Consider the following 14,914-nt stretch of genomic DNA (forward strand, 5'->3'; position numbering starts at 1 on the left):
TTGTTATTTAGTGATTATAGTCCATTTTATATATGATTAAACTAAACTTGTAATCATTGTATAAGTAATTTTTGGCTAATATCGCGGCTATGATAAAGGCAAAAAAGCACTTTGGACAGAATTTTTTACAAGACAAAGCGACACTAGATAAGATCATCCAAGCGATACCCAATGACGTAGAAAACGTCGTTGAGATTGGGCCTGGCTTAGGTGATTTGACATTTAGACTTTTGCAAATTTATAAGACGACCTCTTTTGAGATAGATTGTGAGCTGTTTCAAATTTTAAAGGTCAAATTTGCAAATGAGATCCAAAATGGACAATTAAAACTTTTTTGTAAAGATGCTTTAGAGCAGTGGCAAGAAGAGGGCGGACTAAGTAGCCAGAACTACTTTTTAGTCGCAAATTTGCCCTATTACGTTGCTACGAAGATGATACTAAATGCGATAGATGACGAAAAATGCCTTGGGCTTATTGTGATGATACAAAAAGAGGTTGCTCTTAAATTTAGTGCAAAGAGCAAGGATAAAGAATTTAGCGCTTTATCGATCCTCGCTTCACTTCAAGGCAGGTGCGAGCTTTTGTTTGACGTGGATGCAAAGCTTTTTAATCCACCTCCAAAGGTCACATCATCAGTCATCAAACTACAAAAAACAAAAAAGATTTTTGGCAAAGACGGGATTTTCAAAGATGCAAAACAATACGAGGCTTTTAAAGCATTTTTAAGAGCTGCGTTTGCTTCGCCAAGAAAGACGCTTTTGAAAAATTTATCCACAAATTTTGACAAAAAGGCGTTAGAAGAAATTTTTGAAGACCTAGACTTAGCTCAAAATTTACGTCCACACGAACTAGATGTCGATTCTTATCTAAAAGTATTTGAAAGATTAAAGGAAGATAATGAACGACAAAAACGAAGAGAAAGTTGTAACTAATCAAAGTAAAAACAACAAAAGACGAAGATTTAGACCAAAAAACAAGCCAAAACAAGAGGGCGAAACTACCGAGCAAACATCACTAGCAAGCAAAAGCGTGATAGATAACTTCTTTGCAGCAGAGCAGGCTGAAGCCAAAACGCATGCCGAGCCAAAAAGTCAAAATCCTCGCCCAAAAAAGCAAAGAAATAACAAAAATCAAAACAAAACTGGCGAAAACAATAAGCCAAAAGAGCAAAAACAGCAAAAAGAAAAGCCAAAGCAAGAGCCAAAAGCTTCAGCTAAAAACGAGACAAAAGAGCCAAAAGAAAAGCCAAAAAAGGCTAAAAAACCAAAGAAAAATTTACCAGCAAAGCTAAATGGCAACGAGCAGTGGCAGCAAGATATCGCAAGCGCGATGGAGGCAAATAAAGCCACTCACGAGCTAAGACTTGAGCCACTAAAATATCTAAACTCAAGCGAACATAAAATTCGTATAACACCACTTGGCGGTCTTGGCGAGATCGGCGGCAATATGACTGTCTTTGAGACTGAAACTAGCGCTATCATCGTTGATATCGGCATGAGCTTTCCAAGCGAGAGCATGCACGGCGTGGATATCCTCATCCCAGACTTCGACTACGTTAGAAAGATAAAAGATAAGATAAAAGGCGTCATCATCACTCACGCACACGAGGATCACATCGGTGCGGTGCCTTATTTTTACAAAGAGTTTAAATTTCCTATCTACGCCACACCGTTACCGCTTGGCATGATAAATAATAAATTTGAAGAGCACGGCCTAAAGCAAGAGCGCTCACTCTTTCGCTCAGTTGAAAAGAGAAAGCCATATCTCATAGGCGACTTTGAAGTCGAGTGGATACATATAACGCACTCTATCATCGATGCTTCTGCACTTGCCATCACGACAAAGGCTGGCACGATCATCCACACAGGCGACTTTAAAATCGACCACACGCCGATAGATGGCTACCCAACAGACCTTGGCAGACTAGCGTATTATGGCGAGCGTGGCGTGCTTTGTCTGATGAGCGATAGCACAAATAGCTACAAAGAGGGCTTTACAAAGAGTGAAAGTAGCGTTGGCAAGACCTTTGATGCGATATTTTCAAAAGCAAAAGGCCGCGTCATCATGAGCACATTTAGCTCAAACATCCACCGCGTCTATCAAGCGATCGAATGGGGTTTAAAATACAACCGCAAAGTCTGTGTCATCGGCAGATCAATGGAGCGAAATTTATACACCGCGATGGAGCTTGGCTACATCAAGCTTGATAAGAAAATTTTTATCGACGCAAACGAGGTTGGTAAATTTAAAGATGATGAGGTACTTATCGTCACCACAGGCAGCCAGGGCGAGACCATGAGCGCGCTTTACCGCATGGCGACAGATGAGCACAAATATATAAAGATAAAGCCGACCGATCAGATCATAATCAGCTCAAAAGCGATCCCAGGCAACGAAAACAGCGTCTCAACGGTACTAAATTTCTTACTAAAATCAGGTGCGAGCGTCGCTTACCAAGACTTTAGCGAGATCCACGTCAGCGGCCACGCAGCACAAGAAGAGCAAAAGCTGATGCTTCGCCTCATAAAGCCAAAATTTTTCTTGCCAGTGCATGGCGAGTACAACCACATCGCAAAGCACAAAGAGACAGCCATTAGCTGTGGTGTGGATGAGCGAAATATCTATCTAATGAGCGACGGCGATCAGATGGAGGTTTGTCAAAAATACCTAAAACGTGTAAAAACTGTAAAAACTGGCAAAGTTTTCATAGATAATCAAATAAATAAACAAATCGCAGACGACGTCGTCATCGACAGACAAAACCTCGCTGAAGCAGGCGTCGTCATGATAATCGCTCAAATTTCACGTCACGGTGCAAAACTCATCAATAAACCTCGCGTCATCAGCTACGGCCTTGTGGGCGATAAGCAAGACGCTGAGTTTAGAAAAGAGATGGAAGGCGTGCTAGAGCAGTACCTAAGCAACGTCAAAGAGGAGCTTTTAAAAGATAGCAGACTACTCGAGTCACAAGTGCGTCAAGTTATCAGAAAGCACATATTTAGAAAGGTCAAAAAGTACCCAACTATCGTGCCGATCATCTATCTAATGTAAGGAAAATTTATGCAAAAAGCCAACCAAATCGCTGCTGAAGTCTTAGAGATAGAAGCAAACGAGCTTTTAAGACACGCTAAAAGCGTAGAGATAGAAGATGCCGTAAATTTGATATTTAATGCAAAAGGCAAAGTCATAGTAACAGGCGTGGGCAAGAGCGGTCATGTGGGCGCAAAGATCGCTGCTACGCTTGCAAGCACTGGCACGCCAAGCTTTTTCTTACATCCGACAGAGGCCATGCATGGTGACCTTGGCATGATAGAAAAAGACGATGTCTTGTTAGCCATTAGTTTTAGTGGCGAGAGCGATGAGCTTATCAAAATTTTGCCTCACGTAAAGCGTTTTGGCGTGAAAATCATCGCCATGGCGAGAAGCAAAACAAGCTCGCTTGGTAAATTTAGCGACGCATTTATCACTACCGACGTAGAGAAAGAGGCCTGCCCGCTAAATGCCGCCCCAACAGCATCAACCACGCTAACGTTAGCTCTTGGCGATGCGTTAGCTGTTTGTTTGATGCAAAAGCGCGGCTTTAAAAAAGAGGACTTTGCAAATTTTCATCCAGGTGGCAGCCTTGGCAAAAGGCTATTTTTAAAGGTCAAAGATGTGATGAGAAGCGAAAATTTACCGATAGTCCGCTGGAATGCAACCCTAAAAAGCGCGATCGATACGATGACGCATGGCAAGCTTGGCACGGTTCTTATCGTTGATAAAGATGGCGTGCTAAACGCACTTTTAAGTGACGGCGATCTTAGGCGTGCGCTTATGAGAGAGGACTTTGACCTAGACGAGCCAGCGATGAAATTTGCAACACTGCATCCAAAAGAGATAAATAACAAAGAGATGTTAGCAGTAGATGCGTTAGCCCTCATAGAAAAGTATAAAATTCAGCTTCTAGCCGTCGTAGAAAATGGCGTTCCCGTGGGTGTTTTACACATCCACGACCTTGCAAATTTAGGACTATAAAATGAAAAAAACAAGACTAAACAAATTTATCTCACATAACACAAACTACTCACGCCGTGAGGCAGATGAGCTGATAAAAGCTGGCAAGGTTAGCATAGCAGGGCGTGTGGTTATCGACCTTGCCACAAGCGTGGATGAAGATGACAAAGTGCGTATAAATGGCCGTTTGATAAAGCTAAAAAAAGAATTTACCGTTATCGTTTATCACAAACAAAAGGGTGAGCTAGTTAGCAAGAAAGATGACCGCGGACGAAAGACGATATATGACACGTTAGATAAGAAATTTACCAAATTTGTTAGCGTAGGGCGCTTAGACTACGCAAGCGAGGGGCTGCTTTTACTAACTGATGCCCCAGCTATCGCCACAGCGCTAATGAATAGCGACTTAGAGCGCGAATACTACCTAAAGGTAAAGGGCGAAATTTCAAAAGAGGTGATAGAGGCGATGACAAATGGCTTTTTTGCCAAGGACGCCACCAAAGGCGCGCACGCAAAAACCACTATAAAATCAATGGAATTTAAGCCATTTCTAGCCTACAAAGTCTTTGGCTCAAGCGGTGGCTACACAAAACTAAAGGTCATCATCAACGAGGGTCAAAACAGAGAGCTACGCCGCTTCTTTGGCTACTTTGACCTTGAAGTGATGGACCTAAAACGTGTTAGTTTTGGGCGTGTTAGCCTTGATATGCTAAAGCCTGGCAAATGGCGCTACTTTGAAAACAGCGAATACGAGGATCTAAGAGACTTTTTAAAAGTTAATAACGTTAGATACTAACATTTTGGCTTGTTTCGCAAATTAAATTTATAAAAATGAAGAAGAGATGAAAAAGATTGTTCTTTTATCTGTGATCTTACTTACTACTGGCTTCTCTAAGGATCTTTTTGAGCTTGGGTTTGAAGCTTATAATAAAGGCGAGTTTGATAAAGCCGCCAAGCAATGGCAAAAAGCTTGCGATGATAATGTTGCTCGAGCTTGTCATAACTTAGGAGTTTTATACGAGGATGCTCAAGGCGTAAAACAAGACTATCACAAAGCAGCCAAGCTATATAAACGATCATGCGATGGTGGATTTGTTGGTAGTTGCCTAAATTTGGGTGTTTTATATATAAAAGATCAAGGGGTAGAACAAGACTATAGCAAGGCTATCAATCTATACAAAAAGGCTTGTGACGGCAACATCGCCGAAGCTTGCCATAACTTAGGCGTTTTATATGCGCTAGGTAAAGGCGTAAAGCAGGACTATACCTCGGCAAAAAGATACGTTTTTAAAGCTTGCGCTCTAGGCTTCCAAGATGGGTGCGACTATCTTAATAAAATGATTGCCACAGATGATAATGATGAAAAGATTGAGATCATATTTAAAACTATGGTTAAAACGATCAATCATCTAAAACAAATCGACTAACTTCGTAAATTTATATCTTATTTTCTGAAAGTAGGATGTTTATGTATGGATTTAGCAGCGTCTCGCCGCGTGCTGCGTAGAGCAAAACCTCTTTAAAATAGTTGTCGTTTATACCATACGTGTGAAACTCATACGCTCCTATGCCGTATCCCATCGGCGTGATATCGACCCTCGAGTACCAAGCATCTTGCGCTGGGATGTAGCGGTTTGTATCTCTTGAATAGACATATAGTTTGATCTTATCTTTGCTCTTTTGCGCCATATACCAGATGAAAGAATTTGTGACGTCGTTAAAAAAGTAGATGTCGCCATTTGACATGATCGCCTGAGCTGTGTCGTTGTTATCAGCGATGAGCGTTCTACTCTCATAACATATAAATTTATTTGGCGTAAGCTGCTCTATGGGCTCAGACTTGCCGTTATTTAGGACTAAAATTTTATCATCGCTTATGTCGGCATTATAGGCTAGCACAGCTAAGACTAGAGCCAACAAACAAAGAGAAAAAATTTGCTTTATCAAAATAAAAATCCTCTTAATAAATAGTATTTGAGCACGTAAAGCGAGCAGATCAGCACGCAAACACTCAGCCAAATCGATGAAAATTTAAGCTTGTGCGAGTAGTTTGTCTTTGTGATGATCTCCACAAGATATGGCATAAGGCCGTAAAAAATGCCCAAAAACAAAGTGCCCCAGATAAGGTAGCCAATGTAAAAATAGTCGCTTCTTAGCATGCAGTATGGGCACTTGTGATTTGGCTGCTCGTAAACGTAAAGCCCAAAAAAGTAGGTGATAGCGTAGTAGCTAAGCACCAAAAATAGCAAATTTGCCACAAAGCTTGCCATGCTTTGCTTTAAGAAATTTAGAACCAAAATGACAAAAAATAGCACGAAAAAGGCACTTACTAAGCCAAAATTTGTATAGCCAAATGGTAGCTTTGGAGCTTGAAAAGTGACAGAGCAGCAAAAGACTGGCACTTTTAGTGGGATGTTATAAAAAAATGAAATTTCTATGCCAAGCTCTATTAGTATCATCACAAAAAGGCAGATGAAAATGGCATATTTTTTCTTTAGATATGGGAAATTTAGAGCCTGCAAGTCAAGTTTATTTATAATCAGCCAGATGCCAAGCCCAAATATCAGCAAAATTTTAGTGAGCATCAAGATGCCGCCAAATTTATTTGAGCCGATCACGCCAGCTGAGCACATAGCCCCTGGCACGATGTCAGAGAGCTCGTTTAGACAAAGTGCGAAAAATATAAACAAAACGATCTTTGTGCAGACGCTAAAGAGCAAGATCGTATTTACAAGGTAGTTTTGCTTTTCAAGTGAGTATTGAAGTGATGTTAGCGCGTTATAGTCCCACGACTTCATGATCCTGACGACGTAAAATAGCGAAATGCCCATCAAGACTAACAGCACAAACTCCGCTAACAAAAAGGCGATAACGGCGTTTGATAAAAATACGCTCATACTATCTCTCCGTTTTGCAAGCTTACAACTCTATCTGTAGCGCCCAGCTCGTTAAAAATGCTATCGTGAGTGGCAACTATAACGCTTTTTTTAAGCGCTTTAAATGACTCTAGCAATCCTAAAAATGCACGCGCATTTTGCCTATCTAAATTTGCCGTTGGCTCATCAGCCAAAATGATATCCGCATCCATTGACAAAGCCCTAGCCACCGCACATCTTTGGCGTTCGCCGCCACTTAAATTTGATACGTTTTCATCTCTTTTGTGTGAGATATTTGCAAGGCTTAGAGCCTTTTTTATCATCTCTTCACGCACATTTGCCTTGAAATTTGTTAGAGCAAACGGAGCTAACAAATTTTCATAGACGCTTAAGCCCTCGATGAGGTTAAAATTTTGAAAGACAAGCCCAAGCCTTTTGTGTCTAAACTCTGAGCAAAATGCGTCAGGCAGCTTTGCGATGTTAGTGCCGTCTATCAAAATCTCTCCGCTAGTTGGCTTTTGAAGTAGGGCTATGAGCGAGAGTAGGGTGCTTTTGCCACTTCCGCTAACGCCTTTTAGTATCACTAACTCGCCGTTACTAACATCTAAATTTATATTTTTTAGAGCGCAAAACTCATTTTGTTTGCCTTGGTTATAGACTAGGCTAACGCCTCTTATATTTATCATTTTAGCCCCTCATTTATGTCGCCACACGCCACACGCCACGATGGGATAAGCACAAATGCCAAAAATGGTATGACGCCAAAGACAAAGATCAAAAAGAGCTTATCAAACTCCAAAATAGGCGTGAAATTTGTAAAATTTAAAAGCTCATCGCCTAAAAATATCCCCTTTAAAAATGGAGCATTTAGCACAAATACAAAGAGATAAGCTAACATAACGCCAAGCAAAAAGGCGCTAACGCTAACGATAAAATTTTGTATAAATTTTAAAAAAATGATCTCTTTTATACTAAAGCCGATACTTCGCAAAATGGCTATCTCACGCTTTTTGCTGCCATAAGCAAGTGAAATTTGATTTTTAAGTAGCACGAAAAATATTAGCATAACGCTAACATAAATGCTCATAAAAATTCCACCCTTATAGTAGTAAAGATGTCTAATGTTTGCCACCTCGTCTTCTATGCTAATGGCAAATGAATTTGGATATAAATTCTCTATCTTCAAAGCCACTTGGCTGATCTCTTCGCTATTTGGCACCTCTACATAGAGCTTTGTGTATTCTTCATCTTTTAAATTTAAGATAGCCCTTAGCGTTTTTGGGTGCAAAAATATCGCGTTATTTGTGATAAGTCCGCTTTGTTTTGGCATGGTTTTTAGTATCTTTACTGGTATCATGCGCTCTTCGGTTAAAAAGTTAAAGCTCTCATCGTAGTAAAGCTCGTTCATAACCGCCTTTACGCCCTCACCAACGATCATCTCGTCCTCTTTTAGGCTATCATCCTCATATAGATGAAACCAAACGCGCTTTTGCACGAAGTAGTACTCCCCATCAGCCACGCCTCTAACGTCAGCCACGCCATCGATCTTTGAGATGTCGTAGATATAGCCAGGGTGCATGAGATCGTTTTTGCCAGCACGAAATGCGCTAACAACGATGCTTGAGCGATCTTTTACCAAGCTTATAAGATCATGCTGGATCGAGCCAGAGATGAAAAGCACCGAGCTTAGCACAAAGATAATGAGCGCAAATAGACAAAAGCTAAAAAGGTGGTCCTTTTTGTCTTTAAAGAGCAGGACCACAGCGTAGTTTATGAAATTTCTACTTATCATAGACAAAGCCTTTTTGCTCTTTTAGGCTAAAGCTAGAAGCTAAATTTGCCCTTGTTATCTTTGAAATTTCTCTTAGCTCATCTTGCTTTGCTTTGCGGTCAAAGCTAAGGTAGTGCGCCGCTAAAAGCGTGTAAGAGAGTCCAAAAAATAACGCCAAAAATGCTAGAAATTTCACTTTACTTACCGATAAATGTCTTTATCTCGTCAAATTTTATGACACCTTTGCCAGCGTGATCTTTCATAAAGCTATTTGCCTTTGCTTCGTCTTTAAAAGGGATAAACTCCTCGCCCATCGGTCCAAAAACGTTTGAACCATGAACATAAAACGCCTCTTTTGCATCAAGCTTTTCAAGCGTGTAATAATCACTCACATAAGCCTCTTTCGCCACCTCATCTGCAAAGTAAAAGTGCGCCATATCTTTTACGCCATCAAAGTAATAATCCTTGCCACCAGCTTTGATAAGTGTCGCCCACTGCTTGTTTTTTATAGGCATGCCACACACTGCACATCTTGCATCCTTTGGTAGCTCGATGCGCTCTTTTGCCCCTTTATAGGCGTTTATGTTTGCCTCACTCGTCAAATTTCCAGCCCACAAGGCAAAAACCGCACTAAGTAACAAAGTTATAAATTTCATCTTATCTCCTTTAGTTTCTCTTTTTCTAACTCGCCCTTTTCATAGAGCTTTTTTAACATCTCATCATCAAATTCTATCTCGTAATAGTCCTTTACAAACTCGCTAAATTTATCAAACTCATCAAAGGCATAGCCAAGCAGCCAGCGTCCGCCGTTATTGCCACCGACTAAATTTTGATGCTCCGCCCCGTCATACCAGATAAAAAAGGTCGTCTGCTCTATCTCATCTGGCAAGAAGTAAGAGCGAAATTTAGCAGCCTCGCCACTATAAATTTGCTCTATCACGCTTTTGTCTGCTGTGCTAAGCGCATTTAGCTCATTTTCGTGATCAAACCCTCTAACCAGTACCGCCTCTCGCGTAAATATCACGTCGAGTAGATCGCCCTGCCCGTTATCCACCACGTATCTTAGGCTATTTTCATCCTCTTTTTTAGAAATGAGCCTTAGATACTCTTCTCTTGGCTCTAAAAAAGCACTATCAAGCGCATATAGTGCCTCAAGGCTTGCCTCTTTATTGCCCCAGTTTTTAAAACTCATCAATTCTTTCCTAAAATTTCTAAATTCTCGCACGCCTCTTTTAAGCCATTTTTGCAGCTTTTAGTGAAAATTTCACGTGCTTTTTCCACGTCTTCTTTCACGCCTTTGCCTTCAGCTAGCATGATAGCGTAGTTGTTGCAGCCCTTTTCATAGGCGTATATGCACGCTTGCTCGTAAAGCTTTGTCGCTTTTGTTAAATTTTGATCAACCCCTTGAGCATAAACATATAAAAAGCCAAGATTATCACACCCTATGCCAGCTTTGTTTGCGCAAGCCATCTCATAGTTTGCTTTGGCTTTTGCGTAGTCTTTCTCGACGCCTTCGCCATGAGCGTATAGGTAACCAAGATTGCTACATCCCATGCCATCACCTGCTTTGCAAGCCTTTTCATAGAGCTCTTTTGCCTTTTTTAGATCTTTTCTCACGCCAGTGCCATTTGCATAAAGTAGGCCAAGCTCGGTGCAGCCCTCGTTATCGCTACATGCTTTTTCATAAAATTTAACTGCTTTTTCAAGGTCTTTTTCTACGCCTTTGCCATTTTCATAGACATAGCCAAGGTTGCTGCAAGCCATAGAGAAATTTTGATCGCAAGCCTTTTCATAAAGCATAGCCGCCTTTGCCTCATCCTTTTTAACGTTGCCGTCCCCTCTGCTGTAAAGCACAGCTAGGTTGTAGCAGCCTGATGCCTTTTTCTCTTTGTCGCAAGCATCTTCATAAATTTGCGCTAGTTTGTTGTGATCATCTTTTGCGTTTAAAGCCTCTTTGATGTAGCCAGCATTTAAAACGCACAAACTAGCAGCCAGTAAAACCAAACTCTTCATCATATCTCCTAAACTACTTTTATATCTCTGCTGCGGTAGGCTATGGCGATCAGCAAGGCAAGAGCCGCTAAGATCAAGTATATTAGCCCTGAGATGCCAAAGCTCTCGCCATTTGCGTATGAGTGAAGTCCGCTAAGGTAGAAATTTACTCCAAAATATGTAAAAAGCACCGAAGCAAATGATAGCACGCTAGCTGTTAAAAAGGCAAAAACGCCCCTAAGCTTTGGTATAAACCTTAAGTGAAGCACTATGGCATAGACGATGATCGTGATGTATGACCAGCTCTCTTTGCTGTCCCAGCCCCAGTATCTGCCCCAGCTCTCGTTTGCCCAGACGCCGCCTAAGAAATTCCCTACAGTTAGCAAGCTAAGTCCTATGATGAGGCTTAGCTCGTCGGTGGCGGCGAGGTATCTTATCTGTTCGCTAAGTTTTTGCTCATTTTTGTTATTTTTTAGAGCCATTAATATAAGTCCCACAAGCCCTAGCACAAAACCAAAGCCCAAAAAGCCGTAGCTTGCCGTGATGACGCTTACATGCACGCTAAGCCAAAATGACTTTAAAACTGGGACTAAATTTGTTATCTGTGGGTTTATAAAATTTAGATGAGCTACCAGCAAGCTAACACTTGCAAAGAGCGAAGCAGCGCCAAGAGCGAAGCTTTGATGCTTGAAAAATAGCACTCCAGCTAGCACGCTTATAAGCGAGATATAGACTAAACTCTCATAAGCATCGCTCCAAGGTGCGTGACCTGAGATGTAGGCACGTAGGGCTAAATTTAGAGCATGCACTATAAATGCGGTAAAAAACGCAAGGCTAAGCGCTCTTTCAAATCTAAATTTCCTCCCAAAAAAAAGCCTATAAAAGCCAAGAGCGAGCGAAGCAAGAGCTAGGATCATGTAAAAATAGATAAGAAATTTAAATATCTCCATTTGATTGTAAAGCACTTCAAGGCTGACTTTTGCCTCGCTTGGTGCAAGAGAGCCTAGAGCGTTTCTTTGATAGTTTGAAATTTGCTCCAAGCTCTTATCAGCCCCAGCACACTCGCCACTTTTTACGCAAAGGCTTAAATTTTCTATATAAGCTCCTAAAACGCTCTTAAACTCGTTTGAAATTTCATTTGAGCCAAATGTTTCATTTACACTTAACCACGTGATAGTATCACCATTTTTAGCTGGGATAAATTTTAAAATTTCGCCCTTTAGCGCAAGGTATAAGACATTTAGCCTCTCATCAAATTTAATGATGTCGTTATCAAATTTATCTCTTTTTGAGGCGGATTTTTCATTTGCAGCTTCTACAAATTTAGCCAGCTTATACTCGCCATTTTCGTTAAAGACGTCATTAAAGCTAGCAAATTTCTCACTAACGCCAAGAAGCTCGCCCACACGCTCGCTCGTGATCTTTACCATCCTTTTATCCATCCACTCTTGTGGCGAGATGGCAAAAGAGAGCATCAGCTCATCGCTACTAAGCCCAAAGAGTGTGGTTTTGGTTGAAATTTTGCTAAGAACTGCCCTTGTGTAAGAGCCAGCTGGTGCGATCCTGCTATCAGTTTGAACTAAAATTTTGGCAAATTTATCTGCGTGGGCTTTAAAATTTGTAGCCTCATCGCTTGCAAAATTTGGCGTGGCATTTAGTAAAAGCAGGGCTAAAAACGCAAACTGCGTGCCTTTTATGAAGTTACAAAGTCTAAAAAATCGGCTCTTTTTGCTAAATAAATTTCCCACAAAGCCAAGGCAAAGCAGAAAATATCCGATGTAAGTTGGCACTTTGCCAGGATCAAAGCTGATCTCAAAGGCACTTCCAAGCTCGTCAGCGTCGTATGATGACTGAAAAATTTTATAGCCCATGATGCTTAGTGGGTGATTTAGCGAAATTTCATGCTCGGCATCTGCGATGCTTACTTTGCTCGTGTAAGATGATGGGCTATTTAGCCCTGCGTAGCGCTCTAGGATAAATTTATCAAGTCTTAGTGAAAATGGTAAATTTATCGCCCTTGAGCTAAAGTAAAATTTCGCCTCCTGTCCGTCAAAGCTCAAAATGCTTGGCTCAAGATCATATCCAGCGCCACCTTTTAGCTTGGCGGTTTTGCTCTTTTGCCCAGCAAAGCCAGCCTCTATGCTAAGCGTGGCTGGAGCGTTTTTCTCATCTTTTTTGTAGCCAATTATATTTATCTTAAATTCTTTGCCGTTTATATCTTTTTTGAAGCCAAAGTCGTTTTTGCCAAGCAGGCTAAGTTTTAGTGGATATTCAAAACTTTCATTTGAAATTTGCACTCTTAAATAGGGCTTTGTGCTTTGCATAGAGTTGCCACTCTCGCCCACTCTTAAGTGCAATACGCCCTCTTCGCCAAAGTATCTTGTAAGCGCAGCACCGATAAATATAACGATAAAAGCAAGATGTATCAAAAATGCGCCAAATTTCTTATACATCTTGGTTTTTACGATGCTAATGGCTAAACAAATAGCACAAGCTGCCATGACGCACTCGTACCAGAGCGCTTCATAAACAAGCACTCTAGCCGTCTGTGTGTCATAAAAATTTTCCAAAAAGGTCGCCACCCCTGCACCAAAAGCAAGGATAAATAATAATATTAAAGACAAGCGATAAATGTTTAAAATTTTCATCACCTGCCCTTAAGCCTTAAATGCTATAAGTCTGTCCTGCATAAAGTATAAAAACCCTAAGCAGTAAAACGCCAACGACTGCCGCAAACGAGCCAAGGTAGAAGCTAAATTTCATCTTGCCAAGTGCGAAATTTAAAACAAGAGGCAAGACAAAGCCAACTAAAACAACCCCAAGCCAAAAGAATTTAGCCCAAACGCCACTATAAAATGCAACTGCTGCGCCTTGTTGATAGCTTGAGCCAAGCAAAAGCGATACAAAAAGCATTAAAATGAGTAAAATTTCAGCGCATAAGACGTAAAACTCCACGCCATGAAGCGAGCTAAGGTCGCTTGAGTGTGGATCTTCTTTGAAAAATAGTGCCGCTATCAAGCTGCTACCACTTATGCCAGCACTAAGCCCTGAAGCTATGAAAAGCGCTGGTAAAACGGCGGTGTTTAAAAGTGGAAATCTAATGAGCACTGAGATCAAAAAGCCTGTATATGCGCAAATGATAACCGCAAAAAGCAGGCAAAGCGCGCTTAAGAGCGGATAAAGTGGCGATAAAATTTTCATCACGCCATCAAAAAAGCCACAAAATGACTTTAACTCCGCATTAAAGGCGTATAGACACATCAAAAAGCTAAGCGGTATAAATACGCAAAGCGCGGCTACACCGATAGACATAACCGATGTGAAGTTGTAATTAATCAAAATTTTCCAAAACAAAAGTGGCTTTTCAAGGTCAGCTATCAAGCAAACCATACCAAGCATGATGCTAACAAAGGCTAGAAGCGAAGCAGCCTTAAAAAATGGACTAAAGCCATCTTGCCTTTTATAGCGCTTTAGAACTATGGCAGCTATTAGCGCTCCGCCGCTCATACCAGCTAGCAAAAGATAAACAGCGATCGGCCAGCCCCACTCAACTGCGTGCGAAAATGTCGCAGTGAAATTTAATGCACCATCCATCTTACACCCCCGCTTTTACTTTAGGAATATATCTAAGGCTTGGTTTTGTGCCAAGTTCTGCTCTTAGCCTTATGCTATCTTTGACAGCTAGTAACTGGCTAATGTGCGAGCTCTCATCGTTTAAATCGCCAAATACCAAAGCCTCATATCTGCACGCCTCAACGCAGGCTGGATCTTTTTTATCCTTTAAATTTGTATCTATGCAGAAGTTGCAGCTTTGGGCTGAGTGACTAAACTTATCGATATATCTCACGTCGTAAGGACAGGCTACGATGCAGTATTTGCAGGCGATGCAGTCATCTATGTTTGTAGTTTGGATGCCAGTTTTTATGTCCTTGTGACAGGCTTTTGTTGGACAAACAGCCACACAAGGTGCATCCTCACACTGCTGACAAGATACTCTTACATATCTTTTATCAAGCAAATTCTTTGGATCAGTCTTATCCTCTACAAAAAGTCTCATCTGCCCTTTTGGGACTAAATTTACCTTTCTACATGCCACTTCGCAGTCCGTGCAGCCAACGCATTTGTTTTGGTCAAATATCATGCCAAAATGTGGTTTTTTCGCACTCTCTTCACTCTTAAAAGCAAAACCACTACTTGCCGCGCTAGCACCAGCAGCCACAACTGCCATGCGTTTAAAGAAGGCTCTTCTGCTATTTTGATTTTGCATTTTTAACTCCATTTA

16 protein-coding genes are annotated in these 14,914 nt (G+C 41.1%); 5 read left to right on the top strand and 11 right to left on the bottom strand.

From position 1 onward, the window contains the following. The first annotated feature begins 89 nt into the window (after positions 1-89). From rsmA to MTT09_RS00370, 5 genes are read left to right on the top strand one after another with little or no spacing between them, the layout of a single operon-like run. Positions 90-932 (top strand): 16S rRNA (adenine(1518)-N(6)/adenine(1519)-N(6))-dimethyltransferase RsmA, encoded by an 843-nt coding sequence (gene rsmA / locus MTT09_RS00350; RefSeq protein ID WP_429801914.1) that lies wholly within the window; start codon positions 90-92, stop codon positions 930-932. Next, positions 898-3,051, top strand: coding sequence for a ribonuclease J (locus tag MTT09_RS00355; protein ID WP_429801915.1), 2,154 nt, complete (start codon positions 898-900; stop codon positions 3,049-3,051). Before rsmA ends, MTT09_RS00355 begins: the two co-directional genes overlap by 35 nt. 9 nt (positions 3,052-3,060) lie before the next feature. Continuing rightward, complete coding sequence (locus MTT09_RS00360; RefSeq protein ID WP_429801916.1) at positions 3,061-4,014, top strand: KpsF/GutQ family sugar-phosphate isomerase; 954 nt, start codon at positions 3,061-3,063, stop codon at positions 4,012-4,014. A gap of 1 nt (position 4,015) precedes the next feature. Then, positions 4,016-4,789 carry a pseudouridine synthase gene (locus MTT09_RS00365; RefSeq protein WP_429801917.1) on the top strand — a complete coding sequence of 258 codons (774 nt, stop codon included), beginning with the start codon at positions 4,016-4,018 and terminating at the stop codon, positions 4,787-4,789. Between the two features lie 46 nt (positions 4,790-4,835). Then, entirely contained in the window at positions 4,836-5,420 is a 585-nt protein-coding gene (locus MTT09_RS00370; RefSeq protein WP_429801918.1) for a tetratricopeptide repeat protein, read from the top strand. A gap of 10 nt (positions 5,421-5,430) precedes the next feature. Here the strand turns inward: MTT09_RS00370 and MTT09_RS00375 are convergent, their stop codons facing one another. Genes MTT09_RS00375 through MTT09_RS00425 form a run of 11 tightly spaced genes read right to left on the bottom strand, consistent with a single transcriptional unit; the run spans position 5,431 to position 14,899 of the window. Next, positions 5,431-5,910: a hypothetical protein gene (locus tag MTT09_RS00375; protein ID WP_429801919.1), complete on the bottom strand. Its 480-nt coding sequence runs from the start codon at positions 5,908-5,910 to the stop codon at positions 5,431-5,433. Between the two features lie 26 nt (positions 5,911-5,936). After that, entirely contained in the window at positions 5,937-6,890 is a 954-nt protein-coding gene (locus MTT09_RS00380) for a hypothetical protein (RefSeq protein ID WP_429801920.1), read from the bottom strand. Further along, on the bottom strand, positions 6,887-7,555 hold the full coding sequence (locus MTT09_RS00385) for an ABC transporter ATP-binding protein (protein ID WP_429801921.1): 669 nt from the start codon (positions 7,553-7,555) through the stop codon (positions 6,887-6,889). The genes MTT09_RS00380 and MTT09_RS00385 overlap by 4 nt, the downstream gene beginning before the upstream one ends. Next, positions 7,552-8,661, bottom strand: coding sequence for an ABC transporter permease (locus MTT09_RS00390; RefSeq protein WP_429801922.1), 1,110 nt, complete (start codon positions 8,659-8,661; stop codon positions 7,552-7,554). Before MTT09_RS00390 ends, MTT09_RS00385 begins: the two co-directional genes overlap by 4 nt. Beyond that, the gene (locus MTT09_RS00395) at positions 8,651-8,836 is read right to left on the bottom strand and encodes a hypothetical protein (protein ID WP_021092472.1); all 186 of its coding nucleotides are present in this window, start codon (positions 8,834-8,836) and stop codon (positions 8,651-8,653) included. Before MTT09_RS00395 ends, MTT09_RS00390 begins: the two co-directional genes overlap by 11 nt. A 1-nt stretch (position 8,837) precedes the next feature. Beyond that, positions 8,838-9,296 (bottom strand): nitrous oxide reductase accessory protein NosL, encoded by a 459-nt coding sequence (locus MTT09_RS00400; protein ID WP_429801923.1) that lies wholly within the window; start codon positions 9,294-9,296, stop codon positions 8,838-8,840. Next, entirely contained in the window at positions 9,293-9,832 is a 540-nt protein-coding gene (locus MTT09_RS00405; protein ID WP_429801924.1) for a hypothetical protein, read from the bottom strand. Before MTT09_RS00405 ends, MTT09_RS00400 begins: the two co-directional genes overlap by 4 nt. Continuing rightward, positions 9,832-10,653, bottom strand: a complete 822-nt coding sequence (locus MTT09_RS00410) for an SEL1-like repeat protein (protein ID WP_429801925.1) — start codon at positions 10,651-10,653, stop codon at positions 9,832-9,834. Before MTT09_RS00410 ends, MTT09_RS00405 begins: the two co-directional genes overlap by 1 nt. 8 nt (positions 10,654-10,661) lie before the next feature. Continuing rightward, positions 10,662-13,280 carry a cytochrome c biogenesis protein CcsA gene (gene ccsA / locus MTT09_RS00415; RefSeq protein WP_429801926.1) on the bottom strand — a complete coding sequence of 873 codons (2,619 nt, stop codon included), beginning with the start codon at positions 13,278-13,280 and terminating at the stop codon, positions 10,662-10,664. Positions 13,281-13,296: 16 nt separating this feature from the next. After that, entirely contained in the window at positions 13,297-14,226 is a 930-nt protein-coding gene (nrfD, locus tag MTT09_RS00420; RefSeq protein ID WP_087583350.1) for an NrfD/PsrC family molybdoenzyme membrane anchor subunit, read from the bottom strand. A 1-nt stretch (position 14,227) separates the two neighbouring features. After that, positions 14,228-14,899, bottom strand: coding sequence for a 4Fe-4S dicluster domain-containing protein (locus MTT09_RS00425; protein WP_199906503.1), 672 nt, complete (start codon positions 14,897-14,899; stop codon positions 14,228-14,230). Positions 14,900-14,914 lie beyond the last annotated feature (15 nt).

This window comes from Campylobacter concisus, from assembly GCF_050447505.1.
Taxonomy (GTDB): Bacteria; Campylobacterota; Campylobacteria; order Campylobacterales; family Campylobacteraceae; genus Campylobacter_A; species Campylobacter_A concisus_BP.

What these genes read in the sequence shown, in the direction of transcription:
- rsmA (WP_429801914.1), top strand. Translation starts at nt 90, where the DNA reads ATGATAAAGGCAAAAAAGCACTTTGGACAGAATTTTTTACAAGACAAA.
- MTT09_RS00355 (WP_429801915.1), top strand. Translation starts at nt 898, where the DNA reads ATGAACGACAAAAACGAAGAGAAAGTTGTAACTAATCAAAGTAAAAAC.
- MTT09_RS00360 (WP_429801916.1), top strand. Translation starts at nt 3,061, where the DNA reads ATGCAAAAAGCCAACCAAATCGCTGCTGAAGTCTTAGAGATAGAAGCA.
- MTT09_RS00365 (WP_429801917.1), top strand. Translation starts at nt 4,016, where the DNA reads ATGAAAAAAACAAGACTAAACAAATTTATCTCACATAACACAAACTAC.
- MTT09_RS00370 (WP_429801918.1), top strand. Translation starts at nt 4,836, where the DNA reads ATGAAAAAGATTGTTCTTTTATCTGTGATCTTACTTACTACTGGCTTC.
- MTT09_RS00380 (WP_429801920.1), bottom strand. Translation starts at nt 6,890, where the DNA reads ATGAGCGTATTTTTATCAAACGCCGTTATCGCCTTTTTGTTAGCGGAG.
- MTT09_RS00385 (WP_429801921.1), bottom strand. Translation starts at nt 7,555, where the DNA reads ATGATAAATATAAGAGGCGTTAGCCTAGTCTATAACCAAGGCAAACAA.
- MTT09_RS00390 (WP_429801922.1), bottom strand. Translation starts at nt 8,661, where the DNA reads ATGATAAGTAGAAATTTCATAAACTACGCTGTGGTCCTGCTCTTTAAA.
- MTT09_RS00400 (WP_429801923.1), bottom strand. Translation starts at nt 9,296, where the DNA reads ATGAAATTTATAACTTTGTTACTTAGTGCGGTTTTTGCCTTGTGGGCT.
- MTT09_RS00405 (WP_429801924.1), bottom strand. Translation starts at nt 9,832, where the DNA reads ATGAGTTTTAAAAACTGGGGCAATAAAGAGGCAAGCCTTGAGGCACTA.
- MTT09_RS00410 (WP_429801925.1), bottom strand. Translation starts at nt 10,653, where the DNA reads ATGAAGAGTTTGGTTTTACTGGCTGCTAGTTTGTGCGTTTTAAATGCT.
- ccsA (WP_429801926.1), bottom strand. Translation starts at nt 13,280, where the DNA reads ATGAAAATTTTAAACATTTATCGCTTGTCTTTAATATTATTATTTATC.
- nrfD (WP_087583350.1), bottom strand. Translation starts at nt 14,226, where the DNA reads ATGGATGGTGCATTAAATTTCACTGCGACATTTTCGCACGCAGTTGAG.
- MTT09_RS00425 (WP_199906503.1), bottom strand. Translation starts at nt 14,899, where the DNA reads ATGCAAAATCAAAATAGCAGAAGAGCCTTCTTTAAACGCATGGCAGTT.